Origin of the sequence: Echinicola vietnamensis DSM 17526 (genome assembly GCF_000325705.1) — a bacterium.
Lineage (GTDB): Bacteria > Bacteroidota > Bacteroidia > Cytophagales > Cyclobacteriaceae > Echinicola > Echinicola vietnamensis.
Genome location: NC_019904.1, coordinates 2954940 through 2973233 on the forward strand (window position 1 = coordinate 2954940; position 18294 = coordinate 2973233).

Here is an 18294-nt window from a genome sequence, read left to right on the forward strand (position 1 = left end):
TTCTGCTCTCCACACTCACTATTGAAGTGATTTTCTCCTTTGCAGCAATGGATGATAATCCGGTGTTTAGTTACGTCCATGCTTTCTTAAAAACCGGTAGTGGGATCCCAATGCCGTAAGAAAGGGGCCGTTATTGATATAGGGGATATTAAATTCTGCGGCTGTTTTACGAAGGATTTTCGAAATGGCAGGATAGTGGATATGGCAGATGTTTGGGAAAAGGTGATGTTCGACTTGGAAGTTAAGCCCTCCACATAGGAAAGTGGCTGTTTTGCTGTCCACCGCAAAATTTGCCGTGGTCCTCATTTGATGCACCGCCCAAGCAGCCTCGATGGGTTCATTTATTTTTGGAGAGGGCATATCCGTTTCCTCTACCAAATGGGCCAGTTGGAATACCAGCCCCAAGACCAGGCCTTCCACAAAATTCATCAACAGGTACCCTATCAAAAACTGCCACCAGGCAATGTCCATGACCCCCAAAGGGATGATGATGAATAGGGTATAGTACATGGCTTTATAGGCGAATAGGTTGAAATATTCCCTTTTGGGATGCTTGTTGGTGTGTGCGCCGATATTTTTTTGAAAGAATTTCAGGTAATCCTTTCTGAAAAACCAGGATAAGGAAGTAAGGGAATATAGCAAAAAAGCATACACGTGCTGGAAGCGATGAACCGACTTCTTTTTGTCCTTATCGGAAAGCCTGATCAGCCCAGGGGCTACCTCCAAGTCCCCGTCATGGCCGATAATGTTCGTATAGGTATGATGGATTTTGTTATGGGTGATGCGCCACACATACTCACTGGCCCCGATGATGTTAAACAAAAAGCCCAGGGATTTATTGACTTTCGAATTGGTAGAGTAAGCACCGTGCAAGGCGTCATGGCAGATGTTAAATCCAATGCAGGCCATGGTCACACCAAGGAGCATGGCCAATGATAGCGTGATAAGTGGCGAAAATACTTCCAAAATGATCAGTCCATAGAGACCTATAAAAGCAATGAGGTATACTACTGTTTTGGCTACCATGGCGGTATTGGCCTTTTTGGACAGTTGGTTAGTGTGAAAATAATCGTCGATTCGTCCTTTAAGCGTGCTGAAAAAGCGTGAATTTTCAGTGTCGACAAATTTAAGGGATGGATACATAAAGTCTTTTTTTGGTTTAGTGTTCGTTAGTAATAGGACACGCACGGAAGGGGGGAACCCTGAGTGGATAAACGAGGTTTTCTGCATGTTTAGATGGTGGGAGGGGAGATGGGTTTTGCCATGTGAAATTTCGGAATGGGAGATTATTTTGAAATCATAAAAAGCATTATCTTTCTCCTCGGATCATTAAAACTTCTCCTCCATTGAGCACATTATCACGGATCGATCAGCTTTATTTTCACGTCAAAGGAAACCGGTGGCACTGGTACTTTTCGATTTTTTGCCGGCTGAGCTTGGCCTTTGGATTTATAATGGCCGGGATGGTGAAAATTTTGGATGAGCGTTTTGCCAGTGGACTTTCTGCCATTCATCCCATGGGGGCTTATTTGGAAGCACTGTACCATACAGGATATTATTATACCTTTATTGGAATCGCACAAGTAATTGCCGGAGTATTGCTCGTCATTCCCAAGACGGTGACCTTGGGAGCATTGATCTATTTTCCTATTATCTTAAATATTTGTATTCTCTCCTTTGCCGTGCGGTTTGAAGGTTCGTTGCTTACGGCACCGCTGATGGTCTTGGCAAACCTTTACTTGCTCGCATGGAATTATGACAAGGTCAGGTTTATTTTGCCCATAAAGCATGATTCGACTTGGGGGATGTTTGCCAAGCCCGCAAAAAACAGTAACCGTTTTCCATGGCGTTTTTTTGCAGGAGTTGTGGCCACGATGGTCTTGGTGGTACTTTTCTTTCGGTATGGTTATGAAGTAATGCCCAGAAACTCCCTGAAAGACTGTAAGTCACAGTTTGTTGGAGGCCCGAACGAGACGGCAGGATTTGAATTTTGCGAATGTGTCCATACCAAAGGTGGAGATTTGGACGATTGTTTGGAAATCCTTGAATCCGGTTTATGAATTGGGGATCGTTAAGATGTAATTTCAGGCCGTAATCGATTGGCTATTGCATATTCAGGAATGAGGCAGCATTGGAATAAAAAATCCCAGCACGTTTTCCGTGCCGGGATGATAGGTTCAATAGGCGGGTTCAATATTGCGGATTTCCTCAGGGATTGCTGGTGAAATCCAGCTTTTTTAATCCTTCTTTAATTTCTGGTGCTCCCATAAAGAGCTTCCATCCGAGGCCGGAGCGATGGTTTTCGATCATGGCCACGATAGACCCTTGGTCAATGGCCAAGTACCTTTCTGGATAATAGTTGGCTTCTGGGCTCATGGCATCATAAAAACCATATCGGCCAAACACTCTGTCGCCATAGTTATAATAGAGGTTTTTAAGCACTTTTAGTGATTCCTGAGGTGTGTAGGGCATAGAGGACAGCGCAGCAGTAGGCGTGATCACTCCTAGGTCATGTCCTGGGCGATGCCCTGCATAGCCGTTGACCGAATAGCTGGCGGTTAAGCCCCAGAGGTCTTCCCCGTAGCCTTTATGGTCATCTTGGTTATCGATGCACCAAGCGCGATTGATCAGGGTGTGGTTTTTGTTTTCCTGCCAATAGTCTGCATAACGGTCTTTCAAGCCTTTGGGATTGAGCCCATGGTAAGAATAGTGTGCCCAAAAGAGGGGACCACCCATTTTTTCAGCGCCATTGTGTTTTAAGGTCAGCTTATAACCGAAGGCTTCCACATCAGTATTGATGCCGCCACTTCTTGCCCAGCCTTTATGGTAAGCGCTGGCAGGAACTGGATGTGTGGGAGAGGATGCTGCCAAGATGTAAGTGATCAGGCATTCATTATAGCCCTCTAGCGGAAAATTCATTTCCCAGCCGTAGTTGGGAGACCAATGCCAGTAAAGGGCATCTTGCCCGCCTTGCGTATACCAGTCCCATTCCATTTCTTTCCACAATTGGTCAATCTTAGTGGCAATGGCTTTTTCCTTTTCAGTACCATCTTCATAGTATTCTCTTACGGCCAAAAGACCTTGCATGAGGAAAGCAGATTCCACGAGGTCTCCACCATCATCTTTTTCACTGAATGCTTTGACTTTGCCGGTTTCACCATGCAGCCAATGGGGCCATACTCCGTGGAAACGATCAGCTTTTTCGAGAAAATTGACCATCTTCTCAAATCTCGCGGCGCCTTCTGCCCGGCTGATCCAGCCACGGTCAATTCCGGCCAGCAGGCCATATATGCCAAAGCCGGTGCCTCCCGTGGTGACGACGTTTTGGTCGTTTTGAGGATAGTCGCCATCCAAGTGGATTCTCTCTCGTGCCATACCGGAATGGGGCTCGGCACCTTCCCAAAAGTATCGAAAGGTGTAATACTGAACCATATCGATCAGTTGCTCGTCGGTCAGGTCTTTGGTGAGTACTTGCTGGGTGCCGATTTCCGAGGAGCTTCCACCTTGGCTGAGTGCGGTGATGCGGTACCTCAGTTCCAGGTTGTTGCCCAGGTCATTTACGAAATCCATGTAAAGGGTATCCTTTACCGTGGCCCTTTTACTAAAATCGTTTTTGCCGGAGTTTTTTACCCATATTTCGTACGCTTTAGCCCCTTCTTGCGCTGGCCAGGTGAGTTCCACATGTCGGGCATACCCTGTGGCCTTTACGGGGCTCTCTTGAGTGGTTTCTTTGGATGTACAACTCCATATGGCCGAAAACACCAACAAGAAGTGCACATGCTTTTGGAAGAATTTATTCATGGTCATAACGATTATTTATGTTTTGAAAATAGCCACGGCAACAAGTCGGGTTCTGCAAAAGTCGGATCCCAGGCATTGTGGTTGGCTTCGGGGTAAAGGTTATATTTCACATCAGCCCCTTCGGCTTTGAGTTTGTCAAACACCCTCTTGGAGAGCTCGGGAGGGACGATGTCGTCAAGGCCGCCATGCGTGATCCAAAGTGAAGTGTGGTGCGCATACTTTGGAACCAGCGAAAGATTGCCTCCCCCACAGATGGCAATGGCCGCAGCATATTTTTTCGGCCATCTGCCCAGCGTTTCAAAGGTGCCAAAACCTCCCATGGAGAGTCCCATCACATAGCACCGCTTTTTGTCAATCGGTGCTTCCTTGATCAGTTTTTCCGTGAGCTGATTGACCAGGTCAAGTTGTTCGGAAGGCTTTTCCACTGACTGGCTGAAGTCAGGGTCTCCATTGCCAAACAGTTCTTTGCGGATACTGATGTCTATCCAGTACTTGTCCATGGGGCATTGAGGGAAGACCACTATTGCTGGAAATTGCGCCCTGTTTTCAGGTGTAAGAAAGAGATCAGCACCATGGGTGAGCTGTTTTTCGTTATCATTTCCGCGTTCTCCTGCACCATGAAGAAAAAGGACCAAGGGATACTTTTTGCCAGGGTCATAGTGCTCAGGATATAGGATCCTGTACAGCAATGAGTCGCCCTTCTGGTTCACAAAGACCCGTTTTTCAAATAACGATTTGTCTTGTGCCAAAAGCCTGCCGGTATCCATGAACAATATAGATAGCAGCAGTAAAATGAGGTGTTTATGGTGGCTTTGCATAGTCGTGATTTTATTCCTCCCAATTCACTTTCATGGAGCTTACATCATGGGAGTTGGTGCCAATCATGATTTCAAATTCCCCCGGCTCAAACACAAAGTCCAAGTCGTGGTTATAGAATTTAAGGTCTTCTTGCGTCAGTTCAAAGGTAACTTCTTTGGTTTCTCCTGCTTTGAGGAATACCTTCTGAAAGCCCTTGAGTTCCTTCACCGGGCGGGTCATGCTTCCGACCATGTCTCTGACATACAGCTGAACCACCTCTTTACCATCAAAACGCCCCGCATTGGTCAGGGTGATGGTGGCATAAAGGGTTTGGTGACCGCTGAGTTTCTCGGTGCTGAGGGTGATATCCCCATAGTCAAATTCCGTATAGCTCAATCCATAGCCAAAAGGAAAAAGCGGGGCATTGGGCACATCCAGGAAATTGGAGCGGAACTTTTGAAACCATTGGCCCTCTGGAAGTGGCCTGCCGGTATTTTTATGATTGTAATAAAGGGGGATTTGCCCAGTGTTCTGTGGGAAGGTCATGGTCAATTTCCCGGAAGGATTTACCTCACCGAAGAGGACATCGGCAATGGCATCACCCGCTTCACTGCCGCCAAACCATACGTTCAAAATAGAGGGGATGTGTTCAGCTTCCCATTGGATGGCCAAGGGACGGCCTGAAAAAAGCACCATCACGACGGGCTTTCCTGTTTTGGCCAGGGCTTTTAACAGCCGTCGTTGGTTTTCGGGTAGTTCAATGGTGCTTCTACTGGAAGATTCACCGCTCATTTCGGCAGATTCTCCCATGGCAGCTACGATGACATCTGCGGCTTTTGCAGCCTCCAAAGCCTCTTCGATCAATTCCTCCTCTGGCCTTTGGTCCCGGTAGGTGGGTTTGCCAAAGACGCTTACCCGAGATTCCAATAGGGAATCGGCGACGATGTTTGCGCCACGGGCTTCAATGATTTTTACTTGGTCTCCCACGGCGTGCTGGATGCCCTGCTTCAGGGAAATGGATTCCTTAAACCTGCCCGCCACACTCCAAGTTCCGGTCATGTTTTCGGCATTGTCAGCCATTGGCCCGATCAGGGCGATGGTGCCTGTCTTTTTCAAGGGAAGTACCTGGCCCTCGTTTTTCATCAAGACAAAGGACTGGGCAGCAATTTCTCGTGAAAGCTGCCTGTTTTCGGCATTGAATATTTCCGTTTCCGCTCTTTCGGCATCACAATAGCGGTAAGGATCTTCAAACAGCCCTAATTTGAACTTTGCCACTAAAATTCTTCTGCAGGCTTCATCAATTTGCGTTTCGGTGATGGTGCCCTCTTCCAGGGAGGCTTTTAAGGTGGACAAGAATCCTTCTCCCACCATGTCCATGTCCACGCCCGCTTTGAGGGCTTTGGCTGAAACCGTCTTCAAGTCTCCAATACCATGGGCGGTCATTTCATTGATGGCGGTATAGTCGGTGACGACGAAGCCGTCGAAACCCCATTGGTTACGCAGAACCTCCGTCATCAGCCACTTATTGGCACTGGCCGGAATGCCTTCTACTTCGTTAAAGGCGGTCATCACTGTGCCCACGCCGGCATCCACGGCGGCTTTGTAGGGCGGAAAGTATTCGTTGTACATCCGCTGACGGCTCATGTCCACGGTGTTGTAATCCCTTCCAGCTTCTGGTGCACCGTAGAGGGCAAAGTGTTTTACACAGGCCATTAGGGTGTGGCTAAGGCTCAAATCATCTCCCTGATAGCCTTCCACCATGGCTTTGGCAATCTGGGCTCCAAGGTATGGATCCTCGCCACTTCCCTCGGATACACGGCCCCAGCGAGGGTCGCGGGAAATGTCGGTCATGGGAGAAAAGGTCCAGTTGATGCCGTCTGCACTGGCTTCTTTGGCCGCTAGCTGAGCGGACTTTTTGATCAATTCCATGTCCCAAGTACTTGAAAGCCCAAGGGGAATGGGGAAGATGGTTTCATATCCATGGATCACATCCATCCCAAAGAGCAAGGGAATGCCTAGTCGGCTCTCTTCCACAGCCACTCGCTGTACGTCCCGAATTTTCTGAACGGTCTTGATATTAAACAGTCCCCCCACTTTTCCGGCTTTGATTTTTTCGGCAATGTTGGAGCTGGAAGCTTGCCCAGTCGTGAAATCACCAGCCGCTGGTAAGTTGAGCTGACCGATTTTTTCTTCCAACGTCATCAAAGCTAACACGGAATCAGCCTTTTGTGTATAAGGATCCGTATGGTGTGGAGGAGGTGTTTTTCCTGAAGGCTTGAAGGCCATCATTAAGCCACCTATGGCCATTAGAAAAAGGATATATTTTTTCATAGCGTGTTTTTTTGTGTTCTTTTCAATTCACTGAATCGTTGGTCGTTTCATTCAATTATTTCGTTCGCAAACAATGACTCATCGAGGGGAAATCGGCCTAATAATTAAATTCCAATCGATCTAATCCATTGCGCACCTCTTGGTTTTGCATAAATAAATCCCACAGCAGACCTGTTCGATGATTCTCAATCATAAGGATAATAGGTCCCTGGTCAATGGCCAAGTAGGAATCTGCATACCAGTATTCGGTGATGTTAAAGGCATCATAAAACCCGTATTCTCCCCAAAGCTTATCCCCAAGTTTATAATAGAAAAACTGGAGGGCCTTCATGGATGCATCCGGAGTATAGGGAAAAGAAGACAGGGCAGCAGTAGGAGTGATGACTCCCAGGTCATTGGTGGGAGAATGGGCGCTATATCCATTGTGATTGTCGCTCGCAGTAAGTCCCCAAACCAGGTCAGAATAGCCAATAAAGCCTTTCGGGTTTTGCAGGCAATAGGCTTGGTTGATCAGGCTATGGGCTTGGTTTTGCTCCCAATAATTGGCATACTTGTCGGTCAGGTTTCTTGGGTCCAGCCCCAAGAAGGAATAGTGAGCAAAGAAGAGCGGGCCACCCAGTTCTTTGCCCAGTGGTAGGGTTTGCTGGTAGTAGCTGTTACCGTTTTTGATATCCCCATTTCTTGCCCAGCCAGTATCATAAACGTTTTTATCGATGGCATGCGTCGGAGAAGCTGCTGCCAGCACATACACGATGAGGCTTTCATTGTAGCCCTGAATGGGGAGGTTCATTTCCCAGCCGTAATTCGGCGACCAATGCCAGTAGAGCACATGGCCATTGTCTTTGGTGTACCAGTCCCATTCCACTGCTTCCCAAAGGGCGGTGATCTTATTGATCAGCATTTGCTCCTCAGGAGCTTGATCGTCAAGATAAGCCTTGACCGTTAATAATCCCTGGATCATAAATGCCGTTTCGACCAGGTCTCCGCCATTGTCTTTGGTGCTGAAAGGGATGGTCTTGCCGGTTTCACCATTCATCCAATGGGGCCAAACCCCATGAAAGCGGTCAGCAGAGGCCAAGAAATCCACGATCTTATTCCATCGGGTGATCGCTTCCTGCCGGGTGATGAAGCCTCGCTCCACACCTACTATCAAGGCCATCACCCCAAAGCCTGAGCCACCAATGGTGACCGTATTTCCTGAAGTATTCCTTTCCCTCGACAGTCCACTTACCGGATGGGCAAAGTCCCAGAAATACCGAAAAGTCTGATGTTGGACCTTGGTCAGTAAGGCCTCTTCTGATAGGGCTGGAAATGCTGGTGTTTCGTCTACAGCAGAATAAAACATTTGATTTTTCCCAGCGAAGTTTTCTCCATTACTTCCTTTTAGTTTATCTGAAATCCTTAGCGTATAAGGGGTCAATGGAGCCAGTGCGGTTGTCGTCTTTATCGTAACTGTTTGACCATTATTGCCCAATTCAAATGCTAAGGGAGAGACCGCTGGACCAGTCATCGTAATGGCCTCTTGAAAAGTAGTTTCGTCTAAGGGAAGGTTAAAGGATAATGATGCCTGAAAAGCAGTCGGTACATGCTGGATCCTGCTGGTGCGAGTGGTGTCGCTCCCTGGAATGGACGCCTCGGTCACCCGGAGGGTTCCCCGTACCGTTTCAAACCTGAATACGGTTCCCGAAAAGGAGCTGCCATCGCTAGCCTCGAGTGAGTCATGAATTTCCAGCTCATATATCGTACTGGTCTTAAGGGTGCCTGCCACGGTGATGGTAAGGGTCTTGTTATCCGAAAGTAAATTGGTGGAAAATTCCACAGGTGCTTGGTCGTCATTCAGCGACACGGCTCCTGAAATGGACGGTTTGCTGATGGGATGGGAAAACGTCAGGCTTATGGCCCTGTCCACTGGAATGCCACTGGTGATGCCATTTGGATCTAAGGATTCCGCTCCAATATGGGCACCTGTAAGTTCCAGCGATACGAGCATGTCATCATCCTTTCTACAGGAAATTATACTCAAAAAAAGTAGCAGGGAAAGTAATGTTCGGGTTACGTTGGGCATATTGATGAATAGAAGACGTTTTATGGTATTCAATCAGTTTGAATTTATGCGGTTTTAACTTGTGGCGATAGCCGTGGGTTGGACATTGATGATGCTATTTGAATTTCCAAGTGCAGTTTCCTTCGTTAAGTTGACTTTTGGTTTGATGGAAGGAACATTTGAAGTTGAAATAGAGGAGGGTTCCATTGCCGAAACCCTCCTGATATACTAAAATATTACGGCTGTTCGTCATCCATGATGCCTTGGATTTCGGCTTGGGAGAGGGCTTTGTCAAAAATGCGCAGCTCATCAATAAAGCTGTTGTCAGACAAATGTCCCCAACCGGTAAATCGCGGTGCACCAGAGCCAATCGAAAGGATGTCGCATCCTTCCCAAGAAATGCCCGGGTAGTCTCCTTGACTAACGGGGTTTCCGTTTATGTAGACTGCGCAGGTCGTCCCTGAAATGGAAATGGCTATGTGCGCCCACTCGCCACTGCTGGGGTTAAGGTCTGCGCTGGCACCACCATCAAACCAATTTTCTCCTGTACCATTGCCCACGTTTAGTTTGATACGCTGGTTGCTTCCTGCGGCTTCCCTGAAAAGTCTAAATCCAGCGGTACGGTTGTTTTGGGCGTCTGGGTTGGCTTGGTCTGGAGGACCAATGACCAGGATGCCTGCTCGGTCAGGTGCTGCATTGACCTTGTACCAAAAGGAAGCACTGAACTCAGCATTGGTTAAATCGGTGGTGGGGAAGGTCAGGTATGAATCTGCCGCGCCTTTGTAGGCATTGGCACCACCAGCGCTCTCTCCTGCAAAACTAGGTTCTCCAACGATCGTGGCTTCCATCACACTGACCAGGTCAAGATAAGCGTCATCAAAGGGCATATAGAAAATCTCTCCCTCATACTGCGGAATGTAATTCTCTGGTTTTTCAAAATCCACCGTGTTTGTAGTGGTTTTTCCAGACAAATCATTGGCCGTGACCGTAAGGCGGTGATCGCCATTGGTCAGGTTCTCGTACGGCAGTTTGATAGCCGTATTTCTGTAGTCTTTAAAATCGGCAAAACTGCCAATTTCATTTCCATCCAATGTCACGATGATGTCTTGGATCTCGATGTCATCGGTCACTTCGAAGTCAATATTGATGGCCATGACCTCCTCGGGAACCCAGGTCAAGGGACCTGGTTCGGGAAAGTTAATGGATACTTCAGGAGGGGTTTCGTCCGTTCCCTGAGGAACCGGCGTTATATCATCAATATAACCGTCTTTGCAGGCAATGCTGCTTGCCATAAGACCTGCTATAAGTAGTTTAGAAGTTAATTTCATGTCTTTTGGGTTTGTGTGTTACCTGCTTTTATTGGTTGCTAGCTTCTTGTAGCTGGGGAAGGATGTCTACCTGATCTAACGGGTAAGGTAAAAACCTGTCACTTTCTTGGTAGGAGCGCCCTTCATAGTTTAGCTCACTGGTTTGGCCGTGCCTTACCAAGTCAAAAAAGCGCACGCCCCATTCCATGCCAAATTCTGCAAATTTCTCATCCAGCACCTCATTCAGGGTGACACCATTCAGAGGGGTTAGATTTGCCCGTGATCTTACGGCATTGACTGCTTCATCTGCAGACATGACACTGCTGGAGGCACCACTTACCAATGCTTCCGCATGAACCAATAGGATTTCGGCATACCGGATGGCGATCATATTTTTGTTTTCACCATAATTGAATCTCCCTGGCGTCAGCTGTGTGGTGGGCAAGTAATGTTTGCCACTGAGGAAGTTGTATCGAGGGGCATTGCCAAAGGTGTCTCCATCAGGGGTGACATTGGTGACCCAGTTAGGCAAATTAGCATAATCGGGATCTGCCTCGATGGCACTGATGCCATCCGGCGTAAACAGCACCGTGGTTTCCAGTCGCTTCCGGTCATTTCTGTCCAGCATGAACTTGACGTATTTTTCGGTAGGCTCCCAAAATCCCCATCCGCCGCTTGATCCTGGTACGGCTGGTTGCCAGCCCACTGCCTGCGGACCATAAACTTGCCAAGGGAATTTCTCAGAAGTCCCGCTTTCCGCTCCAAAATCAGAGTATTGGAATTCCAATAGATTTTCATTGTTCAGCTTGCCGGGAATCTTGAAAAGCTGATAATAGTCATTCTCTAGCATAAATTCCCCGCTGCTGATGATTTGTCCCGTCGCCTCAGCTGTTGCCTGGTAATTTCCCATTTCCAAGTTTGCCAATGCTTTGATCGCGAGGGCTGTATAGCGGGTAACGCCCCCAGTGATGTCTGTGCGTTGGTTTGGACGAACATTGGGCAAGTTGGGCATGGCCTCGTCCATCTGATCAGAGATGTACTGCATGACCTCATTGAAAGGGGTAAGTTCTACCTCGTAGAGATCATTTGGGTCAGAGGAAGGAGGAATAAGGATATTGTTCCAAAGCCTCGCCAGTTGCAGGAGGTTATAGCCTTTCATGACTTTTATCTCAGCGATGTATTGGGCTGCGTTGGAGGCACTTGCTCCTGCTTCTTGGTATTTTTGGATCTCTTCAATGGCACCGTTCCAATACATGATATCGGAATAGAAGTTGAGCCACGTGGAATTATAAATCCAAAAGCTTCTGCCATAATTGAACTCATCTGTATCGAACAAAACCTGCTGATCACCGGCAGGGTCGACATCATCGCCCCTAACCGAAATGAGCGGGAAGGTTTCCCATTGGAATCCATAGAATTCCGAGTAGGCTCCGTTCAGCAGGAGTATCATGTTTTGGGATTGGCTATAATCGGTTTGTTCTGCCAAAATCTTGTTTTCCAGCGGTGCATCAAGGTATTCACTGCAGGATACGGTGGCCATAAGGGATAAAACCATGGCCAAGGTGGTCAGTTTATATGGTAATTTTTTCATGACGTTACTTCGGTTATGGGTTTTAAAACTTAAGGTTTAGGCCTACGGTGTACACGGCTGGAATCGGGTATACTTGACGGTCGATGCCGTTGTCCACTTCTGGATTGAAGCCGTTGTAGTTAAAGATGGTCAGCGGCCGCTCTGCGGTTAGGGTGATGCGCGTCTCCGGCATCATCAGCCCCAACACTTCCTTATCCAATAGTGAGTAGGACATGCGTACATTTTGGATCCTAAAGAAGGATCCGTCTTCGACGAAATAATCACTGAAGTTTTGGTTCCAGCCTTTGCGAAGTCCAGCAGCAGATGGGTATCGGTTAGATGTGCCCTCGCCCCGCCATAAATTGGTGGCCAACTCTGCATCGATGTTGGTGTCATTGGTGAAGATTACTTCGCCTCTTTTACGGTTCAAAATGCTATGGCCAGATTGCCCTTGGATAAGGACTGAAAAATCCAGGTTCTTATACCGGAAACCTAGGTTTCCACCATACGTGAGCTCTGGCAAATAGGAACCCAAAACGACCCTGTCGAGGTCATCGATGACACCATCACCGTTTTGGTCCTTGAACATAAAGTCTCCCGGCACCAAATCATTATCGGCTAAGAATTGCTCTGAATAGCCGCTGTTGGCGATGTCTGCTTCATTTTGAAACACACCGGCCACTTCATAGCCATAAAAAGCTTCATAAGGCTGGCCAATGATGGAGCGCTGACGAAATTCCGCCGAACCGGCATTTAGATAGCTGGGGCCGCCCAAGTCTTTGACCGAGTTTTGAAGGGTAGCAAAATTTCCTCCGATAAAGTAGGAGAAGTCTTCTGTTACTTGGTTTTCCCAGTTGAGGCTTACTTCCAATCCTTTGTTCTGGATTTCGCCCACACTTCTTCTCACCGAGCCCCTGAAGAGCGGCTGCAATACGGTGACAGCTAAGCTTTCGGTGTTTCTGATGTAGTAATCCGCATCTAAGGAAAGCCTATTCTGGAAGAATTTTGCCGTGATGCCAAAATTGGTTTCCTCTGTGGTCTCTACTTGATTGATCAAGTCGTAAGTAGGATTCAGGCGAAAGCCCGGTACCCGTACATTGTTGATGGCAGTGGTAGTGCCCTCCAAAGTGGGCTGACCCACGGAAGGATCGATGCCATCATTACCTAATTGACCCCATGAGGCTCTAAATTTCAAGAAATCTATGCCTTTAACGTCAAAGAACTCTTCTTCTGTGGCTACCCATCCTGCTGCAAAAGTGAGGAAGTCTTCACTGTCTACTTGGAATTTATTGTAGTTATCCCTTCTGTAGGTGGCATAAAGTAGGTACTTCTCCTTGTAATTATAGGCCAACCTACCAAAATAAGAAAGGTAGAAAATTCGGCTGCCATCATCCGTAGCGGCGTTGATGTCATTGGCCTGGCCGTTGTTTAGGTACCATAGTTCCTCATTTTCAAACGTGGGATTGGGGTCCAGATCGTTTCGGGAGCCATTTAACCTCTCAAAGGTTTCGCTTCTGAAGGACTGTCCCAAAGTAGCGGTAAGTCCATGGTCACCAAAATATTCCTTGTACGTGATGTAGTTATCGATGATTTGGTCAAAATACAGGCTGTTCGTCCTGGACATGCTGGATAGTGGGTTGAGTACACCGTCATTATACGTGAAGTTCACGTTGCGGGCATTGATCATATCCAGTTTGTAATTATAGGCTGTTCTGAAGGTTAGCTTGTCCGGGATAAAGGTGAGCTCAGCATGAAGGTTTCCGTTGATCTTGTTCACCTTGTTTCTGCTATCGTTGTACTGCAGCGGGTAGAAAGGGTTTTGTCTTCCTCGGTACCCTAGCCGCTGTGCATTGGAAAGAGGGATGGGACTGGCGCCAAAATCCTCATCATATTTAGGTAGGATAGGTACGGCGAAATAGGCATTGAACCATGCGGCATCTGAGCCTACGTATTGCTTGGCCGTACTGAAGGTGAAGTTACCTCCTACAGTGATCCAGTCTTTGACTTTGGAGTCCACATTGGCGCGGATGTTTACCCGTTCGTATTCGTTTCTGGTTTCATTAAGCAAGCCTTCTTGGCTAAAGTAGCTTCCACCGATCGAATAGCGTGTTTTGGCACTACCTCCTGAGAAGGTCAACGTGTGGTTCTGGATGGGAGCGGTGCTCATGATTTCATCGTACCAATCGGTGTTCACCGCAGGGATGCTGGGGTCAATCCGACTTCTTCCGTAAGCTTGCATGGCATTGTTCACGAAGGCCATGTCGGCTGCCGAACCGGTTTCGTTTACATACTGAACGAATTGCTGGCTGTTGGCCATTTTTAGGATATTTTGCGGGTTTTGGATGCCGTAATATCCATCGTACTCGATTTTAGCTTCTTGTTCGTATTCGCCAGAATTGGTCTCGATCAGCACCACCCCGTTGGAAGCCCGGGCGCCGTAAATGGCGGATGCAGAGGCATCCTTCAGGACGGAGAGGGATTTGATGTCGTTTGAGTTCAGGAAGTCAATATTGTCAAAAAACATTCCGTCTACTACATACAATGGCGCACCACCGCCTTCAAAGGATCCGATCCCCCTCACCCTTACTGTTGGGGAAGCACCGGGAGCACCCTTGCTGACGATCTGCACGCCGGCCACTTTCCCTTGGAGGGACTGCATGGCGTTAGATGAAGGGGTTTTGACCAAATCCTCTGTCTTAAGGGTGGTGATGGCAGAGGTCATTTCTTTTTCCTTTTGGGCCCCGTACCCGATGACCACGACTTCTTCCAGCCCCGTGAGCTCTTCTTGCATGGTAATGTCCAATTGGGTTTGGCCATTAAGCGGGACCGTCTGCGGTTCGAAGCCAATGAAGGAGAATTTTAAGGTGGCTTCAGGTGAACTGACGGTGAGGGAATAAAGACCGTCCAAATCAGTCACCGTTCCGTTACTTGTGCCCTGCTCGAGGATGTTAACTCCGGGAACTGGCGCTCCGGACGGGTCGAGGACTTTGCCGGTGACTTCGGTTTCTTGTGCCATGGCGGTATTGGCAAAAGCCCAAAGTACCAAAACGACCATCATCACGGAAAGCTTCCCTAAAAAAGGTGCTTTGGGCTTCCATGACTCCTTACTTATGCGTAAAAGCTTAATCATAAGTGTTAATATTTTGGGTTTTAAAATAGGTAAAATTCAAACGTTTGCATGTTGCCTCGTTTGGAGTCGAAAAGGTAGAAGAAAGAAAAATGAGAAGACAAAAAAATGTTAAAATCTTGGTGTTTTTCAGGGTGGGTTAGGGGTCGTATTAGTATCTAAATTCATGGTTTAGTATCAATAAAAACCCCCTATTTTACTTATTGGGGAGGGTTTGACGAGGAAATGTAACGGTAAAATACTATATCGAGTAGTATGCTGATGCGATTACCTGAATTCCCCCTTAGGCATGATGAGGAGGATATCATCCCAATGTGGATGCTCGATATTATGGGCTTCGATATTTTGACGGGTCTTTTTGCGAAAATTCCAAACCGTGTTTTTACGTAAATCCAATAACTCCGCTAATTGCTCCAATGTGCGTTTTTCGGTGTTGGCAATCAGCTCGTAGGCGATGTAAAAAGCCTTTTCAAGCGGGAATTTGACACCGTGAAAAATGGTCCCAGCGGTGACCGAATCGATATGGCCACATTTGGAGCACCTACGGGTGAAGAGTTTGGGGCCTTTGGAGCTTTTGGTGTTTCCACAATGCCTGCATTCATAACCTTGGCCCCATTTGAATTCTTCCAAATAACGTAAACAGGCTGATTGATCTGGAAAGATCCTCTGAAATTCCTCGAACGAAAGCAGTTTATTGCTCAGTCGTGCCTGGAAAGACTCCTTGATGCTGCTTTTAAGCTTCCAGTTGTCCCGGTCCAAAAGGGAGTTGATGCGCTTGATTTCTTCGTCTTTTTCGGTCAGCTGTTGGTTGTAATCTTCCAAAAGCTTGTTTTTATGTGCCAATTCCTTGGTTCGTTCGCTTACTTTCAGTTCCAGTTCTTTGTTCACTTTTTCTTTGAGGGCAAAATTATCCTCCATCTGCCGAATGGTCCTGCGCATTGCCCGGTCTCTATTGTCCTTCAGGATTTGGATGCGGTCTCCTAACGCAAAGGTCAATAGCAGCATTTCCACCAAAAAGGCCAGGTGAAGGCTGTAATAGACCAGTGTCATATGGGGTATTATGGCGGCATTGACCAGTACTTTGACCACTACACCGATAAAGAGCACGCCATAGGCGATCACGAAAAATCGCGCTACCTTGTATCCCCTGGACCAAATGTAAACACTGGCGATAAAGATGAAGAAGAAGGGGATAATGTCATAATACTTGATCTCAAAAAGTTTGGGGTCCCAGAAAAGGCCGATGAGAAAGATAATCGACTTTATGATCAATATGACGATTAAGGCCTGATGGATTTTTGGTGATCGAAAGCGGGTGTTCAGAAATTTGATCGAGAACAATATGGCCCATAGGACGATGGAGTAGCTGAAGACGCCATTGGCGATCTGGTTCCATTTGGGAAAGTTTGGCCATAGGTATTGAAATGCGATGCCATCCACGCTTAGTGCGTAAATGCCCACACTGATGAGATAGAAGGTGTAATAAAGGTATTTAATCTCCCGGATTACCGTGTAGACCAAGAGGTTGTAAAGACCAATGATCAAAATCATTCCGTAAAAGACCCCGTAGGCAAAATACTCGTTTAACGCATAATAAATAAAGCGATTGACAGAACGAATGGCGATCCGGATGTCTGCTTTTTGGTGGGATTGGATCTTTACATAATAGTTGCTGATCCCTTCACTGTTATTATGAATAAACAGTTCAAAGTTCTTATGGCTAAAATTCCTGGAGTCAAAAGGGATGGCATCTCCCATGATAATTTCCTCAAATCCTCCCTCTCCATCTGGCGCATAAACCTCCACGACGTCGATCGTCTGGTCATAAAACTCCATTAACCACTTCTTGGAGCTTTCAGGGGTCTTATCGATGGAAAGCTTGACCCAATACGTATGGTTGATATCGAATTTATTCTTGTTAAAAGACGGCCGGATTTTAAAATTTTCTTGAAAGTCTGGCTGAATGATGTCGTCAAACACCAGGGCGTTGGTGGTGTCTTCGAAAAATTCCAACTGGCCGATGGAAAATATGCGCTCGTCCAAATTGTCATCTATCTTCAAGGTAGAGCTTCCTGAAATCCTCTGTGCCTGGGTGACCTGAGTGTTCATCATCATGAACCACATCAGTAAGGACAGCATTAAAAGTATTCGCTTCATCTGGGCTGGAATAAGGTTATTTTATTTAAGGCTATCTTTCATTAAATTAAACTTTGATAACCATTCTGGCTTGCCAAAGTTACGGGTTTCTACTTTATGACCGGTAGTTTGGAAAGTACTGATCAAAATTCATACTATAAATATGATAAAAACAATCTCTCCCAAAGAAGTTCCCACCGCTACCTTTCATCGTTATATGTTAGGAGCCATTGCTCCGCGACCAATCGCTTTTGTGAGCAGCATCGATCGTGTCGGACAGATCAATTTGAGCCCGTTTAGTTTTTTTAATGCCTTCGGGTCCAATCCTCCCGTTTTAGTGTTTTCTCCTTCTCGGCGAGTTCGCGACAACACCACCAAACACACCTTGGAAAATGTCTCGGAAGTGCCCGAAGTGGTGGTTAACATCGTGAATTATGAAATGGTCCAACAAATGTCTTTGGCCAGTACGGAGTATGAGCGGGGGATCAATGAATTTGTAAAAGCAGGATTGACAGAAGAACGGTCGGTTTTCGTAAAGCCTCCGCGGGTGAAGGAAGCTCCAGTGGCCTTTGAATGTAAGGTGCTGGAAATACGGCCCATAGGAGAAGAAGGCGGAGCGGCCAATTTGGTGATTTGTGAGATTCTTTTGATACATATTGACGAGACAATTCTAACTGAAGGAGGGGAGATTGCCCCAGATAAATTGGATGCGGTGGCCAGAATGGGGGGAGACTGGTATTGCAGGGCCAATGGAAATGCTCTTTTTAAAGTGAAGAAGCCGATTAAGACCAAGGGAATCGGCATTGATCAACTACCGGAGAAGGTAAGGCACAGTGTGGTGCTGACGGGCAATGACCTGGGCAAGCTGGGGAATGTAGAAGCTCTTCCCGATGAAGGGGCAGTCCAAGATTACGCTATGCGGCCAGAAATTGAGGAGATGCTGGTACGCTTCCAAAATGATGAAGAGAGCTTGCTTTTTAACCTCCATGAGTATGCCAAGGATCTGCTGGCAGCGGATAGGGTAGAAGAGGCCTGGCTGGTGTTGTTACAAGGGTGAGAAATGGGCAATTTGAGCAAAACAGGGCATTTAGCCCTACTAAACCCTATTTATCGGCAATAGAGCATGACCTCATCCTCCAGCACCAAGAGCATTACAAATGCCTCGCTCGGAAAGCTGCTC

11 protein-coding genes are annotated in these 18294 nt (G+C 47.1%); 2 read left to right on the plus strand and 9 right to left on the minus strand.

Annotated features, from left to right (window positions below):
- Positions 1–66: 66 nt before the first annotated feature.
- A complete protein-coding gene (locus tag ECHVI_RS12135; RefSeq protein ID WP_015266290.1) occupies positions 67–1143 on the minus strand; it encodes a fatty acid desaturase family protein in 1077 nt (358 codons plus the stop codon).
- Between the two features lie 203 nt (positions 1144–1346).
- On the opposite strand from ECHVI_RS12135, the gene ECHVI_RS12140 reads away from it, so the two are divergent.
- Positions 1347–2060, plus strand: coding sequence for a hypothetical protein (locus ECHVI_RS12140; RefSeq protein ID WP_015266291.1), 714 nt, complete (start codon positions 1347–1349; stop codon positions 2058–2060).
- Positions 2061–2208: 148 nt separating this feature from the next.
- On the opposite strand, the gene ECHVI_RS12145 is transcribed toward ECHVI_RS12140, so the two are convergent.
- From ECHVI_RS12145 to ECHVI_RS12180, 8 genes are all read right to left on the minus strand, one after another.
- The gene (locus tag ECHVI_RS12145; RefSeq protein WP_015266292.1) at positions 2209–3801 is read right to left on the minus strand and encodes a glucoamylase family protein; all 1593 of its coding nucleotides are present in this window, start codon (positions 3799–3801) and stop codon (positions 2209–2211) included.
- An 11-nt stretch (positions 3802–3812) separates the two neighbouring features.
- Complete coding sequence (locus tag ECHVI_RS12150) at positions 3813–4619, minus strand: carboxylesterase family protein (protein ID WP_015266293.1); 807 nt, start codon at positions 4617–4619, stop codon at positions 3813–3815.
- A gap of 10 nt (positions 4620–4629) precedes the next feature.
- Complete coding sequence (gene bglX / locus ECHVI_RS12155) at positions 4630–6930, minus strand: beta-glucosidase BglX (protein ID WP_015266294.1); 2301 nt, start codon at positions 6928–6930, stop codon at positions 4630–4632.
- A gap of 97 nt (positions 6931–7027) precedes the next feature.
- Complete coding sequence (locus ECHVI_RS12160) at positions 7028–8920, minus strand: glucoamylase family protein (RefSeq protein ID WP_015266295.1); 1893 nt, start codon at positions 8918–8920, stop codon at positions 7028–7030.
- Between the two features lie 290 nt (positions 8921–9210).
- Complete coding sequence (locus tag ECHVI_RS12165) at positions 9211–10302, minus strand: LamG domain-containing protein (RefSeq protein ID WP_015266296.1); 1092 nt, start codon at positions 10300–10302, stop codon at positions 9211–9213.
- A 28-nt stretch (positions 10303–10330) separates the two neighbouring features.
- Positions 10331–11872, minus strand: coding sequence for a RagB/SusD family nutrient uptake outer membrane protein (locus tag ECHVI_RS12170; protein ID WP_015266297.1), 1542 nt, complete (start codon positions 11870–11872; stop codon positions 10331–10333).
- A 22-nt stretch (positions 11873–11894) separates the two neighbouring features.
- On the minus strand, positions 11895–14981 hold the full coding sequence (locus ECHVI_RS12175; protein ID WP_015266298.1) for a SusC/RagA family TonB-linked outer membrane protein: 3087 nt from the start codon (positions 14979–14981) through the stop codon (positions 11895–11897).
- Positions 14982–15245: 264 nt separating this feature from the next.
- Positions 15246–17135 carry a 7TM diverse intracellular signaling domain-containing protein gene (locus tag ECHVI_RS12180; protein ID WP_245553302.1) on the minus strand — a complete coding sequence of 630 codons (1890 nt, stop codon included), beginning with the start codon at positions 17133–17135 and terminating at the stop codon, positions 15246–15248.
- Positions 17136–17277: 142 nt separating this feature from the next.
- Between ECHVI_RS12180 and ECHVI_RS12185 the strand changes: the two genes are divergently transcribed.
- On the plus strand, positions 17278–18171 hold the full coding sequence (locus ECHVI_RS12185) for a flavin reductase family protein (protein ID WP_015266300.1): 894 nt from the start codon (positions 17278–17280) through the stop codon (positions 18169–18171).
- Positions 18172–18294 lie beyond the last annotated feature (123 nt).

Excerpts from the sequence above, each read along its gene's own strand:
- ECHVI_RS12135 (WP_015266290.1), bottom strand. The coding sequence starts at position 1,143 with ATGTATCCATCCCTTAAATTTGTCGACACTGAAAATTCACGCTTTTTC.
- ECHVI_RS12145 (WP_015266292.1), bottom strand. The coding sequence starts at position 3,801 with ATGAATAAATTCTTCCAAAAGCATGTGCACTTCTTGTTGGTGTTTTCG.
- ECHVI_RS12150 (WP_015266293.1), bottom strand. The coding sequence starts at position 4,619 with ATGCAAAGCCACCATAAACACCTCATTTTACTGCTGCTATCTATATTG.
- bglX (WP_015266294.1), bottom strand. The coding sequence starts at position 6,930 with ATGAAAAAATATATCCTTTTTCTAATGGCCATAGGTGGCTTAATGATG.
- ECHVI_RS12160 (WP_015266295.1), bottom strand. The coding sequence starts at position 8,920 with ATGCTCGTATCGCTGGAACTTACAGGTGCCCATATTGGAGCGGAATCC.
- ECHVI_RS12165 (WP_015266296.1), bottom strand. The coding sequence starts at position 10,302 with ATGAAATTAACTTCTAAACTACTTATAGCAGGTCTTATGGCAAGCAGC.
- ECHVI_RS12170 (WP_015266297.1), bottom strand. The coding sequence starts at position 11,872 with ATGAAAAAATTACCATATAAACTGACCACCTTGGCCATGGTTTTATCC.
- ECHVI_RS12175 (WP_015266298.1), bottom strand. The coding sequence starts at position 14,981 with ATGATTAAGCTTTTACGCATAAGTAAGGAGTCATGGAAGCCCAAAGCA.
- ECHVI_RS12180 (WP_245553302.1), bottom strand. The coding sequence starts at position 17,135 with ATGAAGCGAATACTTTTAATGCTGTCCTTACTGATGTGGTTCATGATG.
- ECHVI_RS12185 (WP_015266300.1), top strand. The coding sequence starts at position 17,278 with ATGATAAAAACAATCTCTCCCAAAGAAGTTCCCACCGCTACCTTTCAT.